This is a genomic window from Photobacterium sanguinicancri (genome assembly GCF_002265265.1).
In the GTDB taxonomy this organism is placed as follows: domain Bacteria; phylum Pseudomonadota; class Gammaproteobacteria; order Enterobacterales; family Vibrionaceae; genus Photobacterium; species Photobacterium sanguinicancri.
The window spans coordinates 1-19681 of the sequence record NZ_NOIF01000083.1 but is presented as its reverse complement, the minus strand read 5'-3'; the positions used below and the strand labels follow the sequence as shown (position 1 = coordinate 19681).

23 protein-coding genes and 2 tRNA genes are annotated in these 19681 nt (G+C 45.6%); 19 read left to right on the top strand and 6 right to left on the bottom strand.

Annotation, left to right across the window (positions count from 1 at the left end; all coding sequences use genetic code 11):
- A partial coding sequence (locus ASV53_RS13535; protein WP_141226247.1) for a thiamine pyrophosphate-binding protein occupies positions 1-188 on the bottom strand: 188 nt, incomplete at its 3' end.
- Positions 189-601: 413 nt separating this feature from the next.
- Here ASV53_RS13535 and metK point away from each other — a divergent pair.
- The 7 genes from metK to ruvX all read left to right on the top strand — a co-directional run bounded on the left by metK (position 602) and on the right by ruvX (position 6290).
- Positions 602-1756 (top strand): methionine adenosyltransferase, encoded by a 1155-nt coding sequence (gene metK, locus ASV53_RS13530; protein WP_062689559.1) that lies wholly within the window; start codon positions 602-604, stop codon positions 1754-1756.
- Between the two features lie 185 nt (positions 1757-1941).
- The gene (locus tag ASV53_RS13525) at positions 1942-2424 is read left to right on the top strand and encodes a SprT family zinc-dependent metalloprotease (RefSeq protein ID WP_062689557.1); all 483 of its coding nucleotides are present in this window, start codon (positions 1942-1944) and stop codon (positions 2422-2424) included.
- Positions 2425-2571: 147 nt separating this feature from the next.
- Positions 2572-3285, top strand: a complete 714-nt coding sequence (locus tag ASV53_RS13520) for an endonuclease (RefSeq protein ID WP_094957452.1) — start codon at positions 2572-2574, stop codon at positions 3283-3285.
- A gap of 146 nt (positions 3286-3431) precedes the next feature.
- Positions 3432-4163 carry a 16S rRNA (uracil(1498)-N(3))-methyltransferase gene (gene rsmE / locus ASV53_RS13515; RefSeq protein WP_094957451.1) on the top strand — a complete coding sequence of 244 codons (732 nt, stop codon included), beginning with the start codon at positions 3432-3434 and terminating at the stop codon, positions 4161-4163.
- Positions 4164-4179: 16 nt separating this feature from the next.
- On the top strand, positions 4180-5133 hold the full coding sequence (gene gshB / locus ASV53_RS13510; protein ID WP_094957450.1) for a glutathione synthase: 954 nt from the start codon (positions 4180-4182) through the stop codon (positions 5131-5133).
- Positions 5134-5298: 165 nt separating this feature from the next.
- Positions 5299-5862 carry a YqgE/AlgH family protein gene (locus ASV53_RS13505; protein WP_094957453.1) on the top strand — a complete coding sequence of 188 codons (564 nt, stop codon included), beginning with the start codon at positions 5299-5301 and terminating at the stop codon, positions 5860-5862.
- Positions 5859-6290, top strand: a complete 432-nt coding sequence (gene ruvX / locus ASV53_RS13500; RefSeq protein ID WP_062689551.1) for a Holliday junction resolvase RuvX — start codon at positions 5859-5861, stop codon at positions 6288-6290. Before ASV53_RS13505 ends, ruvX begins: the two co-directional genes overlap by 4 nt.
- 373 nt (positions 6291-6663) lie before the next feature.
- Here the strand turns inward: ruvX and ASV53_RS13495 are convergent, their stop codons facing one another.
- Together ASV53_RS13495 and ASV53_RS13490 are read right to left on the bottom strand one after the other, a co-directional pair.
- A complete protein-coding gene (locus ASV53_RS13495) occupies positions 6664-7770 on the bottom strand; it encodes a PilT/PilU family type 4a pilus ATPase (protein ID WP_094957449.1) in 1107 nt (368 codons plus the stop codon).
- Between the two features lie 9 nt (positions 7771-7779).
- Complete coding sequence (locus ASV53_RS13490; protein ID WP_062689549.1) at positions 7780-8817, bottom strand: type IV pilus twitching motility protein PilT; 1038 nt, start codon at positions 8815-8817, stop codon at positions 7780-7782.
- A gap of 23 nt (positions 8818-8840) precedes the next feature.
- Between ASV53_RS13490 and ASV53_RS13485 the strand changes: the two genes are divergently transcribed.
- The 7 genes from ASV53_RS13485 to hemW all read left to right on the top strand — a co-directional run bounded on the left by ASV53_RS13485 (position 8841) and on the right by hemW (position 13861).
- Positions 8841-9551, top strand: a complete 711-nt coding sequence (locus ASV53_RS13485) for a YggS family pyridoxal phosphate-dependent enzyme (RefSeq protein WP_094957448.1) — start codon at positions 8841-8843, stop codon at positions 9549-9551.
- Positions 9552-9655: 104 nt separating this feature from the next.
- A complete protein-coding gene (proC, locus tag ASV53_RS13480) occupies positions 9656-10474 on the top strand; it encodes a pyrroline-5-carboxylate reductase (RefSeq protein WP_094957447.1) in 819 nt (272 codons plus the stop codon).
- Between the two features lie 9 nt (positions 10475-10483).
- The gene (locus ASV53_RS13475; RefSeq protein WP_094957446.1) at positions 10484-11041 is read left to right on the top strand and encodes a YggT family protein; all 558 of its coding nucleotides are present in this window, start codon (positions 10484-10486) and stop codon (positions 11039-11041) included.
- Positions 11038-11334, top strand: a complete 297-nt coding sequence (gene yggU, locus ASV53_RS13470) for a DUF167 family protein YggU (RefSeq protein ID WP_094957445.1) — start codon at positions 11038-11040, stop codon at positions 11332-11334. Before ASV53_RS13475 ends, yggU begins: the two co-directional genes overlap by 4 nt.
- Before the next feature lie 187 nt (positions 11335-11521).
- Complete coding sequence (locus ASV53_RS13465) at positions 11522-11950, top strand: DUF4426 domain-containing protein (protein ID WP_094957444.1); 429 nt, start codon at positions 11522-11524, stop codon at positions 11948-11950.
- Positions 11951-12107: 157 nt separating this feature from the next.
- On the top strand, positions 12108-12701 hold the full coding sequence (locus ASV53_RS13460; RefSeq protein ID WP_094957443.1) for an XTP/dITP diphosphatase: 594 nt from the start codon (positions 12108-12110) through the stop codon (positions 12699-12701).
- Positions 12701-13861, top strand: coding sequence for a radical SAM family heme chaperone HemW (gene hemW, locus ASV53_RS13455; RefSeq protein ID WP_094957442.1), 1161 nt, complete (start codon positions 12701-12703; stop codon positions 13859-13861). The genes ASV53_RS13460 and hemW overlap by 1 nt, the downstream gene beginning before the upstream one ends.
- 104 nt (positions 13862-13965) lie before the next feature.
- On the opposite strand, the gene ASV53_RS13450 is transcribed toward hemW, so the two are convergent.
- The 3 genes from ASV53_RS13450 to trmB all read right to left on the bottom strand — a co-directional run bounded on the left by ASV53_RS13450 (position 13966) and on the right by trmB (position 16202).
- Positions 13966-14406: a hypothetical protein gene (locus ASV53_RS13450; protein ID WP_141226246.1), complete on the bottom strand. Its 441-nt coding sequence runs from the start codon at positions 14404-14406 to the stop codon at positions 13966-13968.
- Between the two features lie 48 nt (positions 14407-14454).
- A complete protein-coding gene (gene glsB, locus ASV53_RS13445) occupies positions 14455-15375 on the bottom strand; it encodes a glutaminase B (RefSeq protein ID WP_094957440.1) in 921 nt (306 codons plus the stop codon).
- 89 nt (positions 15376-15464) lie between these two features.
- Positions 15465-16202, bottom strand: a complete 738-nt coding sequence (trmB, locus tag ASV53_RS13440; protein WP_062689531.1) for a tRNA (guanosine(46)-N7)-methyltransferase TrmB — start codon at positions 16200-16202, stop codon at positions 15465-15467.
- 297 nt (positions 16203-16499) lie between these two features.
- Between trmB and mutY the strand changes: the two genes are divergently transcribed.
- The 5 genes from mutY (at position 16500) to ASV53_RS13415 (ending at position 19681) form a co-directional block, all read left to right on the top strand.
- Positions 16500-17567: an A/G-specific adenine glycosylase gene (gene mutY / locus ASV53_RS13435; protein ID WP_094957439.1), complete on the top strand. Its 1068-nt coding sequence runs from the start codon at positions 16500-16502 to the stop codon at positions 17565-17567.
- Positions 17568-17678: 111 nt separating this feature from the next.
- Positions 17679-17951 carry an oxidative damage protection protein gene (locus tag ASV53_RS13430; protein WP_062689529.1) on the top strand — a complete coding sequence of 91 codons (273 nt, stop codon included), beginning with the start codon at positions 17679-17681 and terminating at the stop codon, positions 17949-17951.
- A 139-nt stretch (positions 17952-18090) separates the two neighbouring features.
- A complete protein-coding gene (mltC, locus tag ASV53_RS13425) occupies positions 18091-19227 on the top strand; it encodes a membrane-bound lytic murein transglycosylase MltC (protein WP_189337875.1) in 1137 nt (378 codons plus the stop codon).
- 259 nt (positions 19228-19486) lie between these two features.
- Positions 19487-19562: transfer RNA gene (locus ASV53_RS13420), tRNA-Phe, on the top strand.
- 46 nt (positions 19563-19608) lie between these two features.
- A tRNA-Asn gene (locus ASV53_RS13415) sits at positions 19609-19681 on the top strand.

Sequence of the window (19681 nt, the reverse complement as noted above, 5' to 3'; positions counted from 1 at the left end):
TCGCGATCAGCCCACTCAGGGTTTTGTGGGTTGTGGTTCATGTGGTCACGCCACAGTACTTCAGCGATATCAGCCATACCCATAGGTGCACCAGGGTGGCCTGAGTTTGCTTGTTGTACACCATCCATGCTTAGGGCACGAATTGCATTAGCCAGCTCTTTCTTTGAAAGAAGGTTACGAGAAGACATGTCTGCTCCAGAGGTTCGTAGACTGTTGTAATATGGTTATTTGCTTGTCTTAAAATACCTATCATAAGGCGCAGCAAATTAACCAGGAATCGGCGGGCGGGTATTGTCGCAAAGTATTTGCCCTTACTGCAAACGATTTCCTGAACAAAATAAGTCTGTTTTCAATAAGCTGCTGGCTCCATGCCACAAAAACGCAGAGATTTCGCACAGTTAAAGTAAACGTTTGCGTCATCAATATTTATAAACCACAAAATAAGTACTGTTGATTTTCACTCTCACTTGCGTATTATAGCCGTCTAGACGGAAGTAGCTCTATACATACGAACGTACATACGTGTGAATAGAACGGCACCTAGCCCGCATAAAAGTGCTACTTATATTAATTCAATGAATACTTAAAAGTGAGAGTTCTCATGGCAAAACACCTGTTTACTTCTGAGTCCGTATCTGAAGGTCATCCAGATAAAATTGCAGACCAAATTTCTGATGCAGTATTGGATGCAATCCTAGAGCAAGACCCAAAAGCACGTGTTGCTTGTGAGACTTACGTAAAAACCGGCATGGTAATGGTTGGCGGTGAAATCACGACTTCAGCTTGGGTTGATATCGAAGAAATCACACGTGAAACTGTTCGTGAAATTGGTTACGTTCATTCAGACATGGGCTTCGATGCTAATTCTTGTGCTGTTCTGAACACCATCGGTAAGCAATCACCAGACATCAACCAAGGTGTTGATAAAGAAGACCCTAGAGAACAGGGTGCTGGTGACCAAGGTATTATGTTCGGTTACGCAACTAACGAAACTGACATCCTAATGCCTGCGCCAATTACTTACTCTCACTTACTTGTTAAGAAACAAGCTGAAGTACGTAAAAGTGGTAAACTAGATTTCCTTCGTCCAGATGCGAAATCACAAGTTACCTTCCAATACGACCAAGGTAAAATTGTTGGTATCGATGCCGTTGTTCTTTCAACGCAACACTGTGATTCAGTAACAACACCTGAACTACGTGAAGCCGTAATGGAAGAAATCATCAAGCCAGTACTGCCTGCAGAATGGATCAGCAAAGACACTAACTTCTTCATCAACCCAACCGGCCGTTTTGTTATCGGTGGTCCAATGGGTGACTGTGGTCTAACGGGTCGTAAGATTATCGTTGATACCTACGGTGGTGCTGCACGTCACGGTGGTGGTGCATTCTCTGGTAAAGATCCATCAAAAGTTGACCGTTCAGCAGCTTACGCAGCACGTTACGTTGCGAAAAACATTGTTGCTGCAGGTCTAGCTGATCGTTGTGAAATCCAACTTTCTTACGCTATCGGTGTTGCAGATCCAACATCTATCATGGTGGAAACGTTTGGTACTGAAAAAGTATCTCACGACATCATCATTGAAGCGGTTCGTCAGAACTTCGACCTACGCCCATACGGTCTACAAGAAATGCTGAACCTACTTCAGCCTATCTACCAAAAGACGGCGGCATACGGCCACTTTGGTCGTGAGGAATTCCCATGGGAAGCAACTGACAAAGCTGCAATCCTACGCGATTTCGCCAATATCAAATAAGCTCGCTTTGGCACTCAGCCAACTGCATTTTGATAGAAAAAAAGGAAGCCTCGGCTTCCTTTTTTATTGCCAGCTTAAAATCCCCTCTTCACTCTTACCAAAAAAGCGTGAGATAAAATGGCGATTATTGTCGCGATTACTGAAACTATTTATACTGCCCACTCCACCAGCCATTCAAGTTACCCATGTCCTCACTTCAATCTCAAGTTATCGCTAAAGTTGAACACTGTATTTTTCATGCAAACCAACGCCTGCAAAAACGCTTTGTCATTCCAACCATCAACTTTACCCAACGAGGAAGAATCGCAGGTAGCGCACGCTTACAAGGCTGGGAAGTTCGTTTTAACCCCGTATTACTCGAAGAAAATCCACAAGCATTTCTGAATGAAGTGGTTCCACACGAAGTGGCGCACTTGATCACATTTAAGCTTTTTGGTCGCGTTCGCCCGCATGGCAAAGAGTGGCAAACCATCATGACCCAAGTCTTTGGTATCCCGGCACGCACCACTCACAGTTTTGATGTCAGCTCAGTTCAAGGCAAAACGTTCCCCTATCAATGCCAATGTAGCCAGCATCAACTCACTGTACGCCGTCACAATAAAGTGGCACGCGGGCAAGCCAGTTACCACTGCCGACAGTGCCGCCAACCACTCACGCTGTGCGCTTAATATCGGCGGCGTCACTCCAAATAGCTCATACTCCCCCTCTCAGCATTATGTAATCGCGTAAGTTATTGGTACATCATGGCGTGATATGGTTCTAAAATAGTAAAATATTGATAAACCTATCAAACCTATTGCGAGCTAAAACGACCCATGAAACGCGCATACTTAGCCCTACTCGGCCTGCTGCTATTACCAACAGCGAGCCATGCTGAAGGTAAACACCCAACCTCATTTTCTAATGCTAAAAAACAAGCTATAAAAATCTATAAAGATCATACAGTTAGTTTTTATTGCGGCTGTGATATTGAATGGAAAGGCAAAAAAGGGATCCCAGATCTTGATAATTGCGGCTACCAAGTGCGTAAACAGCTTAAACGCGCCAGTCGTATTGAGTGGGAACACGTTGTCCCTGCGTGGCAATTTGGTCACCAGCTGCAATGCTGGCAAGACGGCGGCCGAAAAAACTGCCGTAAAGACAAACGCTTTAAAGTAATGGAATCCGATTTACACAACCTAACGCCAGCGATTGGTGAAGTGAATGGCGACCGCTCCAACTATCAATTCCTACCGTGGAATGGCAATCAGGGCGCTTTCTATGGTCAATGTGACATGAAGGTCGATTTCAAAAATAAACGCGTCGATCCACCTGTAGCTTCTCGCGGTGCGATTTCTCGTATTTACCTCTACATGGCACAAGAATACCGCGAGTTAAACCTATCACGCCAACAGCGCCAGCTAATGGAAGCATGGAATCGCCAATACCCTGTTGACCAATGGGAGTGTGAACGTGACCGCCGCATTAAGAAAACACAAGGCACTAACAACCCGTTTGTTTTAGAAGCCTGTAACCAAGCTAAGCTATAACCTTCCCGCAGCAAACTGGATACCTCGGGGCATTATCCTGAATAAAAGGGCGATAAACACAATCGCCCTCTTGTAATTCACCTTGCGCGTATCCATGTTAGTATTCTGCTTGCCAATTTATTTACTATTGAGTTATCGACCTAACCATGAGAATTCCACGTATTTACCACCCAGAGTCACTACCATCCCAAGGAAAAGTGATGCTTTGTGATGATGCAGCCAACCATGTCGGCCGCGTAATGCGTATGCAGCCAGGTCAAGAAGTGCTGATGTTTGACGGCAGCGATGCCGAGTTCCCAGCCGTGATCACTGCCGCAACCAAAAAGAATGTTGAGGTTGAAATCCAAGCTCGTAATGAAAACAGCGTCGAATCGCCGCTAGATATTCATCTTGGACAAGTGATCTCTCGTGGTGAAAAAATGGAATTCACCATTCAAAAATCAGTAGAGCTAGGTGTTAGAACCATTACCCCACTGATTTCAGAGCGTTGTGGCGTTAAACTTAATGCTGAACGTTTTGAGAAAAAGCTCGATCAATGGCAAAAGATTGTGATTGCAGCCTGCGAACAGTGCGGCCGTAATGTCGTACCAGAAATTCGCCCAGTGATGAAATTAGAAGACTGGTGTGCCGAAGCGTACGACGGCTTGAAACTGAATCTGCACCCACGTGCAACTTATTCGATTAATACTCTGCCAGAACCAGTGACCAAAGTGAAATTACTGATTGGCCCTGAAGGCGGCTTATCTGCCGATGAAATTTCAATGACCGAACAATATACTTTTGATGAAGTATTGTTAGGTCCTCGCGTACTACGTACCGAGACAACAGCAATGACAGCTATTACTGCATTACAAGTTCGCTTCGGCGATCTGGGCTAACAAGAGGATAACAGCAATGATCAAACTGGGTATCGTGATGGACCCTATCGAGTCTATCAACATTAAAAAAGACTCCAGCTTTGCCATGATGATGGAAGCTCAGCGCCGTGGTTGGGAAATTCATTACATGGAAATGAATGACCTATCGCTAGAACAAGGTAAAGCGGTTGCCCGCACTCGCGTTGTAACGCTACAAGAAGATCCAAACGGCTGGTTTGAATTCCAAAGCGAGCAAGAAATCGCCCTGTCTGATCTTGATGCTGTATTAATGCGTAAAGATCCGCCGTTTGACACTGAGTACATCTACGCGACTTATATTCTTGAACGCGCAGAAAACGAAGGTGCACTGATCGTCAACAAACCACAAAGCCTACGTGACTGTAACGAAAAACTGTTCACCGCTTGGTTCCCTGAACTGACGCCAACGACCTTAGTAACACGCCGTGCAGATAAGCTGAAAGCTTTCCACCAAGAACATAGTGATGTGATCCTAAAACCCCTTGATGGCATGGGTGGCTCGTCTATCTTCCGTGTAATGAAAGGCGATCCAAACGTTTCAGTGATCATCGAAACGTTAACGGCGATGGGTGAAAACTACTGTATGGCACAAACGTTTGTACCTGATATCAGCAACGGTGATAAGCGTATCTTAGTAGTGGATGGTGAACCAATGCCATATTGCCTAGCGCGTATTCCAGCCAAAGGTGAAACTCGCGGTAACTTGGCAGCTGGTGGCCGTGGCGAAGCACGTCCTATCAGTGAAACAGACCGTAAAATAGCAGAAACTGTCGCCCCAGTACTAAAAGAAAAAGGTCTGATTTTTGTTGGCCTTGATGTCATTGGCGACAAGCTAACAGAAATCAACGTTACTAGCCCAACCTGTATCCGTGAAATCGAAGCGGCTTTCGATATTTCAATCACAGGTAAGTTGATGGATGCTATTGAGCGCCGTGTAAACGCTCACGCATAATTGTCTGCACCTCTAAATTTAATACGCCTATCAGCTTAGCTGGTGGGCGTTTTTTTATGCTCAGTTTTACGTTTAATCTTGATGATATATCGACAGTTTCGCCATTCCTCGGCATACTTATCACTAACCCCCTCTCTTTAGATACGCAATGAGGTACAACCAATGATGGATCTGACAAATCATTTTTTGATTGCGATGCCGTCCTTACAAGATTCCAGCTTCAAGCGTAGTGTGGTTTATGTGTGTGAGCATAATGATGAGGGGGCGATGGGCGTTGTAGTTAACGTACCTATCGACATTTCATTAAATAACATGCTGGAACAACTCGACCTTGAGCGCAGTTTACCTGTGACTCAGGCACAGCATTTAGATCAGCCCGTTTTGAATGGCGGTCCAGTCTCAAGTGATCGAGGATTTGTTCTGCATAACCATAGTGGTGTGTTTAGTTCGAGCATTCAGGTTACACCAACGCTGAGTGTCACCACCTCTAAAGATATCTTGGCAATTTTAGGATCCGATGACTCACCTGAAAAATTCCTCGTCGCTTTAGGCTATGCAGGCTGGGATGCCGGACAACTTGAACAAGAGTTAGTGGATAACCATTGGCTAACCATTGAAGCGGATCCCGCTATACTATTCGATACTCCGATCAACGAACGCTGGCACAAAGCCGTGGCGAAACTGGGTATCAATGCCGCAAATCTTTCTATTGATAAAGGACATGCATGAGCAATTCACGAAGTGTATTAGCGTTTGACTATGGAACCACCAGCATAGGTACTGCCATTGGCCAAGAGCTAACTGGTACAGCTAGTCCATTAAGTGCATTTAAGGCACGTGATGGTGTGCCTAATTGGGATGACATCGAAAAACTACTAAAAGAATGGCAACCGGACTTAATCGTGGTAGGTCTACCGCTTGATTTAGAAGGTAATGAATTGCCAGCGATTACACCTCGCGCAAAAAAATTCGCGAACCGCCTCCATGGCCGTTTTGGCTACCAGGTTGAACTACACGACGAACGCCTCACGACAGTGGAAGCTAAGTCCGATTTATTCAACCAAGGTGGCTACCGCTCACTCAGTAAAGGCAATGTTGACTCCCAATCAGCCGTAGTGATTTTGGAAAGTTGGTTCGAACGCCAATACGGTGAATAAGAGCACCCAGTAAAGACTTAAAACGGCGCGAACAGTTATCTGTCGCGCCGTTTTTGTTGCACGCTAGAAACCTTACGTTGGAACAATAACGATAAAAGATCAGCTTTTTGTCTTTTATCCAGCCAATCACTGCACAGCTTATCTTTCTTCTTTTATCGATCCCGCTCGATCCGCTACGCGTAAGGGTTGATCAGCTTGTACAGCTTTTAGACTACATATACTCAAAAGCTCATATCGCTGATCACTGTGATCCGCGAATATAAAAAAGCCTCTATAAAATAGAGGCTTAATACTATCGTTTGGTTTTAGTCACTTTTAGATCATGATAACCCTAAAGCTATTCGATCATCATATTACTAATGGTGGGGTCATCTTAATCAAAGCTAACGGTCACCCCTTCTAAGCTGCTATTGCCTTGCTGAAACTTATCGCCTTTTTTGATCATTAAGCGTAAATCATTGGCAGAATCCGCATGGTGTAGAGCATCTTGCTCGGTGATCTTCCCACCATTAAACAACTCGAACAGTGACTGATCAAACGTCATCATTCCCGAGTCAGTCCCTTTAGCCATCGTGTCTTTGATCTCGTGTAATTCTCCGCGTCGGATCAGATCGGCAACTCGCGGTGTATTGATCAACAACTCAAAGGCCGCGTGTCGACCTACCCCATGCGCATCGGGGATCAACTGCTGTGCCAATACACATTTAAGGTTCAGTGACAGATCAAACAAAAACTGATCACGGCGCTCTTTCGGCACCAAATGCAAAATACGCTCAAGCGCTTGGTTGGCATTATTGGCGTGTAGGGTTGCCATACATAAGTGGCCCGTTTCGGCAAAGTTCATCGCGTATTCCATGGTTTCAGGCGTACGAATTTCACCAATCAAAATCATATCGGGCGCTTGGCGCAGTGAGTTTTTCAATGCAACTTCGTAGCTCTCGGTATCCAGTCCGACTTCACGTTGGGTCACTATGCACTTGTCGTGTTGGTGAACAAACTCAATCGGATCTTCTACCGTTAAGATATGACCACTACGCTGTCGATTGCGAAATCCAGTCAAAGCCGCCATCGACGTCGATTTACCCGATCCCGTTGCACCAACAACAAGGACCAAACCACGTTTTGCCAGCGCCATCCGCTCCATATCAATCGGCAGTGATAACTCATCCAACTTAGGGATCTGAGTTTCAATACGTCGCACCACCATGCCCGGCAACTCACGCTGCCAAAAAGCACTGACACGAAACCGAAGTTCATCACGCACTAACGCAAAATTGGCTTCACGGGTGGTCTCAAATTCGTGGGTTAATTTAGGATCCAGCGCTTCAGCAAAAAAAGCATCAACACCTGCACGATCCAGCCTTTCACCCACAGCTTGCAACTGACCATCAATCTTTAACAAACACGGTGAATCAACCGTGATGTAAAGATCCGAGGCTTTACTCGCCACCATCTGATTAAGAATGTCTTGTAAAATCATCACCCGCTCCTACATTCGGTTTGCGGCACTGTCGAGGATACGTCGGCCTTCTTCCGCTTCGACCGTTCCTTGCGCCACTAGCATTTTGATACTCTGCTCCATGGTCTGCATACCGACTGCCGAGCCGGTTTGAATCATCGAATACATTTGCGCCACTTTATCTTCACGAATTAAATTTCGAATGGCTGGGGTCGCCATCATAATTTCATGTGATGCAACACGCCCACCACTGGTACATTTCAGCAGGCTTTGTGAAATTACCGCCCGCAATGATTCCGATAACATCGAGCGCACCATGGATTTATCATTACCAGGGAAAACATCGATAATCCTGTCGATAGTTTTAGCCGCCGAACTGGTATGCAAAGTTCCTAATACAAGGTGACCCGTTTCTGCCGCTGTCAGTGCCAAGCTGATTGTTTCTTGATCGCGTAACTCACCCACTAAGATAACATCGGGATCTTCACGCAGCGATGAACGTAGTGCTGCTTGAAAACTGTGGGTATCACGGTGCACTTCACGCTGATTAATCAAACTACGTTTGCTGTGATGAACAAATTCAACTGGGTCTTCGATCGTTAGAATATGACGGTTGTAGTTTTCGTTAATGTAATCCACTAAAGCTGCAATCGTGGTTGATTTACCCGATCCTGTCGCCCCCGTCACTAACACTAATCCACGGGGTAGCTGGGCAATATCATAGAAAATGTCAGGAACACTGAGTGATTCCAACGTTGGCACATGCATAGGTATGGTACGAAAAACAGCAGCACTACCACGAGACTGGTGAAACGCATTCACCCTAAAGCGACCCACATCAGGTAATTCGAACGAAAAGTCCACTTCGAGCTTTTCTTCATACTCTCGACGCTGAGCATCATTCATAATATCAAAAACTAAGCGATGCACTTCGCTATGCGCTAAAGCAGGTAAACTCAGTTTACGTACATCACCATCAACACGAATAATTGGTGGAACCCCTGCAGAAAGATGCAGATCAGAGGCATTATGCTTTACACTAAAGTCCAGTAGTTCGGTGATATCCATTAATTTTCCCCACAGAATCAATTATGAGTAGTATCAAGCAAAATATTGAACAGGTCATCACTCAGATCGCTGCAGCAGCTGAAAAATGCGGCCGAAACGCCGATTCAGTGCAACTGTTGGCGGTGAGTAAAACAAAACCTATTGCTGCTATCGATGACGCGATAGCGGCAGGCCATCGCGCATTTGGTGAAAACTATGTGCAGGAAGGTGTCGAGAAAGTGCAACACTTTCGTGCAACACCTTATGCCGAGGCTTTAGACTGGCATTTTATCGGCCCCATTCAGTCGAATAAAACTCGCCCTATTGCAGAACACTTTGATTGGGTGCATTCAATTGATCGGGCCAAGATTGCCCGTCGGCTTAGCGATCAACGCCCAAGTGAATGCCGACCGCTCAACGTACTATTACAGGTCAACACCAGCGGTGAAGCCAGTAAATCAGGCTTAACCTTTGATGAGCTACCTAGCGTAGCCGCTGATATTGCTACCATGCCCAATGTGGTATTACGCGGTTTAATGTCAATCCCTGAAAAAGCGCACGACTACGACAGTCAACTTGCCGCTTTTCAATCATTGTCTGATGCCATGGCGGCACTCCAATCCGATCACCCCCAACTCGATACCCTTTCAATGGGAATGAGTGGTGATATGGATGCAGCCATTGCTGCTGGCAGTACCATTGTTCGTATCGGTACCGCAATTTTTGGTGCTCGTGATTACAGCAATAAAGCCTAGTCCGCCACCATCGAGTATGTGTTAATAGCATTTGCTCTAGAAAATATGATTTCTTACCCCCATAACTAAAAGGGTAAGGTTTAACAGGCAAGGAGCCTTATTCAATGGAACAACGCTCAATCACCTTTATTGGTGCAGGCAACATGGCCCACTCAATTATTGCAGGGTTAGTGACTAGCGGTTACAACGCGAACCTCATCACAGCCACAGCGCCGAGTGCAGAACGTCGTGAACCGCTTGCTCGCCAATACGGCATTCACACCGATGACGATAACGTGCGTGCCGCCGAGCATGCCGATGTTATTGTATTAGCGGTTAAGCCTCAGTTAATGGCTTGTGTGTGTGAAAAACTGCAAGGTATTAACTTCGACAACAAACTGGTGATTTCAATTGCGGCGGGTATTTCAGCACAGCGATTAAATGAAATGCTGGCTTGCGAACTAAAGCTCGTACGTGTAATGCCCAATACCCCCTCTTTAATCGGGAAAGGAATGAGCGGCTTATACGCATCTGAAATTGTTGGTCAGCAAGATAAAACCTTTGCCGAGCAACTAATGCAAGCTGTCGGTGAAGTATGCTGGGTCGAACAAGAGTCTGGCATTAATGCTGTGATCGCCGCGGCAGGCAGTGCACCTGCGTATTTCTTCTTATTCATGGAAGCCATGCAAGCAGAAGCGATCAAACAAGGCTTTGATGCAGATACTGCCCGTTTGTTAGTGCAACAATCCGCATTGGGGGCAGCAGGTATGGTCCAAGCCAACCCTGATCTCGAACTTTCAACCCTGCGCGAACAAGTGACATCCAAAGGTGGTACAACGGCGGAAGCGCTTCGCACATTTAACGAACATCAGCTGAGTGATACAGTAGCCAAAGCAATGCGTGCTGCGGTCTCTCGCGCTGAAGAAATGGAAAAACTTTTTTAAGGTTACTATATGAATGCAATGGCTTTTTTATTAAATACGGTATTTGACCTCTACATCATGGTCGTATTACTGCGTGTCTGGTTACAGTGGTCACGAGCGGATTTCTATAATCCTTTTTCGCAATTTGTGATTAAAGCAACCCAACCTATCGTGGCACCGCTACGCCGTATTATTCCATCAATCGGCTCGCTAGATTTAGCGACCTTATTACTGGCGTACGTACTAAGCGTTGTGAAGTTCCTGTCACTACAAATGGTTGTGAGCGGCGGAAACATGATGTTCAGCCCTGACTTCTTATGGGTCGGTGCGCTGGCAATGCTAAAAGCAGCGGGTGGATTACTGTTCTGGGTACTTCTGATCCGTGCGATCCTTAGCTGGGTTAGCCAAGGCCGTAGCCCTATTGAATACGTTATGCATCAGCTAACCGAACCACTAACGGCCCCTATTCGCCGCATCTTGCCACAAATGGGCGGATTGGATTTAAGTGTTCTTGTGCTGTTTATCGGCTTGCAGTTCGCCAACTTCCTAATGGGTGACTTAATAGGCCCAGTCTGGTTCCAACTATGAGCCAACCCGCAGTTGCTCGTGCTGGTGATGATCTTATTATTCGGCTGTATATACAGCCGAAAGCCAGTCGCGATCAAATCGTTGGTTTACATGGCGATGAACTAAAAATCGCCATTACCGCGCCACCAGTCGACGGTAAAGCCAACGCCCACCTTGCCAAATATCTAGCCAAACAATTTAAAGTGGCTAAAGGGCAAGTGTGTATTGAAAAAGGTATGCAAGGGCGTCATAAGCAAGTACGCATTGAAAGCCCGAAAAACCTACCTGACAGCGTTGTTCCACTGCTCGAATAGACGAACAGTAGCCGCAACCTTTCATCGTAATGCGCGTGACTGCTTAACATAAGGATCAGCTGGCTCCTCTATACTTAGGGGAGTCGCTGTATTACCCACTTAATGCTTGGAGTAATTAAATAACACCGCCAAGGTCTTATTAATTAACGACGAATAAAACGTAAGTGAGTAACAAAAGGATAATGTCATGAAAAATATGTTTTTTTTACTGTCTGCGCTTTTATTCAGCGCCTTACCAGCCCAAGCCGAGCAACTTAAGAATATTGGTGAGCTAGAAGTACACTATTCTAGCTTCCCGTCGACCTTCCTAACGCCAGAAGTGGCCAGTACCTACCGTATCCAACGTAGCCGCTATTCTGCGGTCGTCAATGTCACCGTACTGGATAAAAGCCAGCAAGGAAAACCCGCAGTGGCGGCGGTACTGTCAGGTACGGCACGGAATTTACTGGGTAATGAAAAGCGCTTATCTTTTCGCGAAGTCCGTGAAGGCAAAGCCATTTATTACATTGCAGAAATTAGCCATGCTAATGAGGAAAGCTTAAAGTTTAATATCGATGTAAGCCAAAATGGTACCAATGGCACCATCAACTTTAAACAAACTTTCTTTGTCGATTAAGACTCAAGTTAAATCAGTAATATCAGGCGTCTAAAGTTACTCTTAGACGCCTTTTTCTTTTCTGCTCAAATAATCAGATCCGCAATCTACTGAACCAGTAGATTGAATGGGGTATGATGCGCCCCAGATACAATGACTGCATTTCAGAGGAAAAGTAATGAGCAAACTTGTACTAGCAACAGGCAACCAAGGCAAAGTGAAAGAGATGGCTAATATTCTGGCCGATTTCGGTTTTGATGTGGTTGCACAAAGTGATTACAACGTCTCTGAAGTGGCAGAAACTGGCACCACTTTCATTGAAAATGCCATTATCAAAGCGCGTCATGCCGCTAAAGAAACGGGCTTACCTGCTATCGCGGATGACTCAGGTTTAGAGGTTGATTTCCTTAAAGGCGCACCAGGTATTTATTCCGCGCGTTACGCTGGCGAAGGTGCAAGCGATCAGCAGAACATCGAGAAACTACTTGAGGCGATGAAAGATGCACCAGCAGAACAACGCACTGCACGCTTCCATTGTGTGCTGGTAATGATGCGCCATGAAAACGATCCAACCCCTTTGGTATGCCACGGTAGCTGGGAAGGCAGCATCCTGACCGAAACCCACGGTGACAATGGCTTCGGCTACGATCCTGTATTCTGGGTACCAGAAGATCAATGCGCATCAGCACAGCTAGAGCCTGTACGTAAGAAACAACTGTCGCACCGTGGTAAAGCACTGCAAAAACTCTTTGCTGCGCTAAAGGAAGCCTAATGCAAGTACCACCGCTTAGCTTATACGTTCATATCCCTTGGTGTGTTCAGAAATGTCCCTACTGCGACTTCAACTCGCACGCCTTAAAAGCGGATATTCCCGAGCTCGACTACATTGATGCGTTGCTCGACGATCTTGATATCGATTTAGCCGCTTATCAGCTTGATGATCGTGCGCGACCGCTTCACTCAATATTTATTGGTGGTGGCACGCCAAGCTTGATCTCACCTCCAGAAATTGGCCGACTCATCGCCGGGATCCAAGCGCGTATTCCATTTAGTGACGATATTGAAATCACCATGGAAGCCAACCCTGGCACAGTAGAAGCAGGGCGTTTCGACGCCTATCGCCAAGTCGGTGTTAACCGCATTTCTATCGGGGTACAAAGTTTCCAAGATGACAAGCTAACCCGCTTAGGTCGCATTCACGGCAGTGACGAAGCAAAAAAAGCGGCACTACTGGCCACCAATGCTGGCTTAAACAGCTTTAACCTCGATTTAATGCACGGCTTACCGGATCAGTCACTGGATGATGCGATGTCGGATCTCCAGCAAGCCATCGCTCAAAATCCACCGCACTTATCTTGGTACCAGCTCACCATTGAACCCAACACCTTGTTCTATTCAAAGCCGCCAACGCTGCCTGATGACGATAATTTGTGGGATATTTTCGAGCAAGGCCACCAGCTATTATCTGAAGCGGGTTATGTACAGTACGAGATTTCTGGCTATAGCAAACCGGGCTATCAGTGTCGTCATAACCTTAACTACTGGCGTTTTGGTGACTACCTTGGCATAGGTTGTGGATCGCATGGTAAAGTCAGTTTTGCCGATGGACGTATTGTTCGTACCGTCAAAGTAAAACATCCTCGTGGCTATTTGAACCCCGCGAAACCGTATCTAGATCAAACAACAGAAGTGACGATTGAAGATCGTCCGTTTGAATTCTTCATGAACCGCTTCCGCTTACTAGAAGCCTGTCCAAAGCAAGATTTTATTGATCGTACCGGCTTACCATTAAGTACTATCGCACCGACAATGGATTGGGCGATCGAGCAAAACTTCCTGCAAGATCAAGGCGAGCAGTGGCAGATCACCGAGCACGGAAAACTATTTTTAAACGATTTACTGGCCGCTTTTGTCGCTGAAGACGACGAATAACATCCCGTTTTAGCTTAAAAACAAAAAACGCGAATGCTCACCACATTCGCGTTTTTTATTTTATCTATCCGACACTTCTGCAATAACTTAGGGCTGGCTAAAACTTATAGTGTCACTGTACGCCATGCTTTTAGTGCTGGAATAGTCGATTGAATTTGCTGTTCTTTTTGCTGGCGTGCCGCTACTTTTTGACACAGTTCATCGCTGACTTCGGCCTCATCACTTATCGGAAATAATTGCGCTAAATCCGCAAGCATCAACTGATGATAGTCCGATAAAACCTGCTGCTGTTCCGCGCTTAATGCCACGCGATGCACACCAAAATAGAGCTTACCTTCAGCATTAACAGTAAACGCATGCTGCCCATCATTCAATGAAAGCGTACCTTGTTCAACCGACACTTGATTGTGCCATATTGGCTCACATGCCAGTGCAACAGAGGCACCTAACATCCCCACCACAACCAGTGCCGCAGATATCATGCGAGCGAATGCACGAAAGATCGTTATTCGTTTTCTGCTCAGTGTTCTCTTCAGTCCTGTCATCTCATCCCCTTTAAACGGCAAAGGGCGACGGACTATACCAAAATCACCCTAAAAAATTGAACGGCCAATACGATCTGCAAGTAACTCCAGTGCTGCCGTACCTGCTAATGAATTACCGGAAGGATCCAATTCTGGCGACCATACACAGATAGTCATTTCACCCGGCACAATCGCAACAATACCGCCACCAACACCAGATTTGCCCGGCATACCAACACGGTAAGCAAACTCGCCAGCGCCATCGTATAAACCACAGGTCGCAAGCAATGCATTCATTTGCTTACTCTGAGTTTGGCTGATAATGGTTTTTTTTGCGCCTAAAGGAAGTCCCTTATTTGCTAAATAGCTAAAGGTACGCGCCAAATCAACGCAGCTCATCCGCAGCGAACAGTAGCTAAAATAGTTAGTTAGAACTGGCATCACTTCATTTTCAAAGTTACCGAACGAACGCATTAAATAGGCAATGGATGCATTACGATCGCTGTGTTGCATTTCTGAACTCGCTACCGCTTTATCGTAAATAAGGTGTGGGTTACAAGCCAGTTCACGCACTTGTTCCAGCATTCGATATTGTGGAGCAGACAAGCGGCTATGCAGTAAATCTGATACCACTAACGCCCCCGCATTAATAAAAGGATTACGCGGAATACCGTTTTCCATTTCCAGCTGGATCATTGAGTTAAAAGCATGACCCGATGGTTCTTTTCCTACTCGTTGCCAGATTTCTTCTGGCTCGTACAAGGTCATCGCCAATGTCAGACTCAGCACCTTGGAAATCGATTGAATAGAAAAACATTCGTTACTGTCGCCCGCTTGAATAATCTCACCATCGTTGTAACACACAGCGATGCCAAGTTTGTTCGGCGAAACTTCGGCTAAGGCAGGAATATAATCAGCCACTTTTCCCTTACCAATTAAGGGCCTGACTTCATCCAAAATACCAGCGAGTAACTCTTCTGTTGGTTTCATTTCTTCAACTCCAAGGGCAAAAAAGCCAACACTAGGTTGGCTTTTTAATTTACGGTGACTGTAAATTCAGTACATTTTTACGTTACGAATTACTCAGTACGCGCGAATTTCATGTCCCACACGCCGTGACCTAAACGGTGACCACGTGCTTCGAATTTAGTTAATGGGCGATCTTCTGGACGAGGAATATAGTCGCCATCTGTTGCCGTGTTTTTGTAGCCAGGGGCTGCATTCATCACTTCAACCATGTGCTCTGCATAGTTTTCCCAGTCTGTCGCCATGTGGAATACACCACCGATTTTAAGCTTCTTACGTAGCATTTCAACGAATTCTGGCTGAACGATGCGACGTTTGTGATGACGCGCTTTATGCCATGGGTCAGGGAAGAACAGTTGAACGGTATCTAAGCTACCGTCTGGGATCATGTAATCAAACACTTCCACGCCATCGTGACACATAACACGAAGGTTAGTCAGTTCAGCTTCACCTGCCGCCATTAAACATGCGCCAACACCAGGACTATGTACTTCAATACCGATAAAGTTTTTCTCAGGTGCGTTTTTCGCCATTTCTACTAGCGAAGCGCCCATACCAAAACCAATCTCAAGCACAACAGGTGCTTCACGGTTGTATTCTTCAGCCCAGTTTAGGTTTTCTTTAACGAAATCCACACCCATAGTCGGCCAGTGTTTATCCATTGCCATTTCTTGGCCTTTGGTTAAACGACCTTCACGACGAACGAAGCTACGGATCTTACGAACCAGCTTACCGTCTTCAGTAAATTCAGTCAGCGTAACGTCGCCAGACTTCTTTGTAACTTCACTCATGGGGGGTTTCCTAAACTAGAAAAGAATAAAAACTAAGCGACGGCATTATCCAAAGTTATGGGATAAGTGCAAGTCTGATGTCGAATTCAGCACCCTGCTTATACCATCAACTACAAAAAAAAACATTAACCGAGCAGATACCGCCCTAATCAATCCACCGACGGTTCATTACGACAGCCCTGACTTTCATTGCGAGAATGCTGACTTTATGGTGCAATCCACCTCGAATATAGAGTCGCTATACACAATAACAAACACATTAAAGAGCGTGCTACCAATGCGCCTAAGTAGAGTCCTGTGAGCAATCCTGTTAGTAATGCCTTCTCCCACGCTATTTTAGCTTGGTACGATAAATTTGGCCGCAAAACCTTGCCTTGGCAATTAGAAAAAACGCCGTATAAAGTATGGTTAAGCGAGATCATGTTACAACAAACTCAAGTTGCAACCGTCATCCCCTATTTCGAACGCTTCTTGGCACGCTTTCCAACTGTGCAAGATCTGGCAGCAGCAGAGCAAGATGAAGTGCTTCACTTGTGGACAGGACTCGGCTACTACGCACGGGCTCGCAACCTACACAAAGCGGCGCAATGCATAGTGAACGAACATGGCGGTATCTTCCCTTCAGATATCGACCAAGTACAAGCCTTGTCTGGCATTGGCCGCTCAACCGCAGGTGCGGTTCTATCACTGTCACTCAAGCAGCATCACCCAATTTTAGATGGTAACGTCAAACGTACCCTTTCGCGTTGCTATGCCGTCGAAGGCTGGCCGGGGAAAAAAAACGTAGAAAACGCACTGTGGGAAATAGCAGAAACCAATACGCCCGCTGACGGCGTAGAACGTTACAACCAAGCCATGATGGATATGGGGGCAATGATTTGCACCCGAAGCAAACCTAAGTGTGAATTGTGCCCAGTCAATGATATTTGCCAAGCTAAAGCGCAAGGGCGCCAAGCCGAGTTCCCAGGTAAAAAGCCAAAGAAAACGATGCCTGAAAAACAAACATGGTTTGTAATTTTGCAGCATGGCGATGAAGTTTGGCTGGAACAGCGGCCACAAACCGGTATTTGGGGCGGATTATGGTGTTTCCCTCAGCACGATAACGATCAACTCACAGACATCATTGAACAGCGGCTCACGGATCAATCCAGAGTGGTCGCGAAAGAGCAGCTTACCGCTTTTCGTCATACATTCAGCCATTATCACCTCGACATTACACCGGTACATTTCACATTAGACAAGCTACCACATGAAATACGAGAAAACGGCCAATGGTATAACTTACGTCAACCTGCAAAAATTGGCTTAGCCGCCCCCGTTCAGCAAATTTTAGAGAGTTTGCACTATCAGCTGGTGAACGGTTAACCCTAGAAAATTAATGGCTTTGTGATACGCATGGGAGTTCTGGCAGCCGTCGCGACACTCTGGTATAACTAGCTGCGTACGTAAGTAGGTTATGACTGAAGGAGCCGCTCAATGAGCCGTACTGTATTTTGTACTCGCCTTAAAAAAGATGCGGAAGGTTTAGATTTCCAACTTTACCCAGGTGAACTTGGTAAACGCATTTTCGACAACATTTCTAAAGAAGCTTGGACTGAATGGCAAGGAAAACAAACCATGCTGATCAATGAGAAAAAGCTCAACATGATGGATGTCGAACACCGTAAATTGCTTGAAACAGAGATGGTTAAATTCCTGTTTGAAGGTCAAGACGTGATCATCGACGGTTACACACCGCCGAGTGAGTAATTGCACTGTATCTTTGTCGATATAGTTACTGAACGTCACGGTTTGTCATCATTTCGGTGAAAAAGGCTTACCGTAACGTTCAGAAAATGACATCATTTGCCGCTACATAAATGATGTCATTTTTTTATCTGTCGGTGTTATGAAAAAACGCGCTCTCTTATTGTTGTCCTTAGCTCTATTAAATGGTTGTAGCCGTGAATTTATTGAAAAAATTTACGACGTTGACTACAGTACGACAAACCGTTTCGCCAATAACCTTGCACCGCTTCCAGGCCAATTCACCAAAGATTTAGTGGCATTAGATAAACTGATTAATTCATTTAATGGTGAAGTCGAACGCTATTGGGGCAATGAAGGCATGATTGCCAGCAAGCACCACTACGTAAAATACACCGATGGTTATCAAAGCCGTGCCCACGTTGATTTCGACCGAGGCGTTGTCGTTATTGGAACCGTGGCAAAAACAGAACCAGAAAAACACTTAAAAGCCGCCATTGTAACAACCCTTCTAACTCCCGATGATCCCGCTGGGGTCGATCTTTACTCGGATCAAAAAATTCAAGTCGGGGGTAAACCCTTCCTGTTTGGTCAAGTATTAGATCAAGATAAAAAACCCGTTGAATGGTCGTGGCGTGCTAATCGCTTTGCCGACTACTTAGTCAAAAATAAAATCAAAAAGCGCAAAGTCCGTTTTCAACAAGCGTATTACGTGGAAATCCCAATGGTGTCCGATCACGTTGATAAGCGGGGTTATAAATACGCTAGCATCGTGCGCGACGCATCAAAACGTTATGGCATTAATGAAGATTTGATTTACGCGATCATCAAAACAGAAAGCAGCTTCAACCCTTATGCCGTAAGCCACGCTAATGCCTATGGTCTAATGCAAGTGGTGCCCAAAACCGCAGGGGCTGATGTTTTTAAGTTGGTAAAAAAGAAATCAGGCGTCCCCTCGCCCGAGTACCTCTTTGACCCAGTCAAAAATATTGATACCGGAACCGCATATTTTTACATTTTAAAAAACCGTTATTTAAGGGATGTAAAACACCCGACTTCACTGCATTACAGCATGATTTCTGCTTATAACGGCGGGACTGGTGGCGTACTCAATACGTTCAATCGAAATGATCGTAAACGCGCGATGAATGATCTCAATAACTTGAAACCCAACCAAGTGTATTGGGCATTAACCAATAAACACCCGAAAGCGGAAGCTCGACGTTACTTACAAAAGGTAACGACTTTCCAAAAAGAGTTTAATCAAGGCAAGATCTAGCTAGCTGTTTACTTATTCACCTCGCGCCACTTCCTTAAAGTGGCGCGACAGAAGATCTACGACAAATCAGCGGCAAAATCCCTCAGACCCAAAAACATCGTTTTACCTCACCCCACTCCAATTTTGGGGTTTCTACTGCCTTAAATGTGCGATCCTTCCACCCCTATGTGTAAAATTCCAGCAAGCAGGCCGATTTACTGTTTTATCTAAAAAAAATGGTTGACGACAACGCCCAAAACCCGTTTAATAGCGCTCCGTTGCCTCGATAGCTCAGTCGGTAGAGCAGAGGATTGAAAATCCTCGTGTCGGTGGTTCGATTCCGCCTCGAGGCACCATTACTTCTCTTTAGTAGTTAAAAATGGTGCAAGCAACGATAGCAATTCCCCTTTAGTTCAGTTGGTAGAACGGCGGACTGTTAATCCGTATGTCGCAAGTTCAAGTCTTGCAAGGGGAG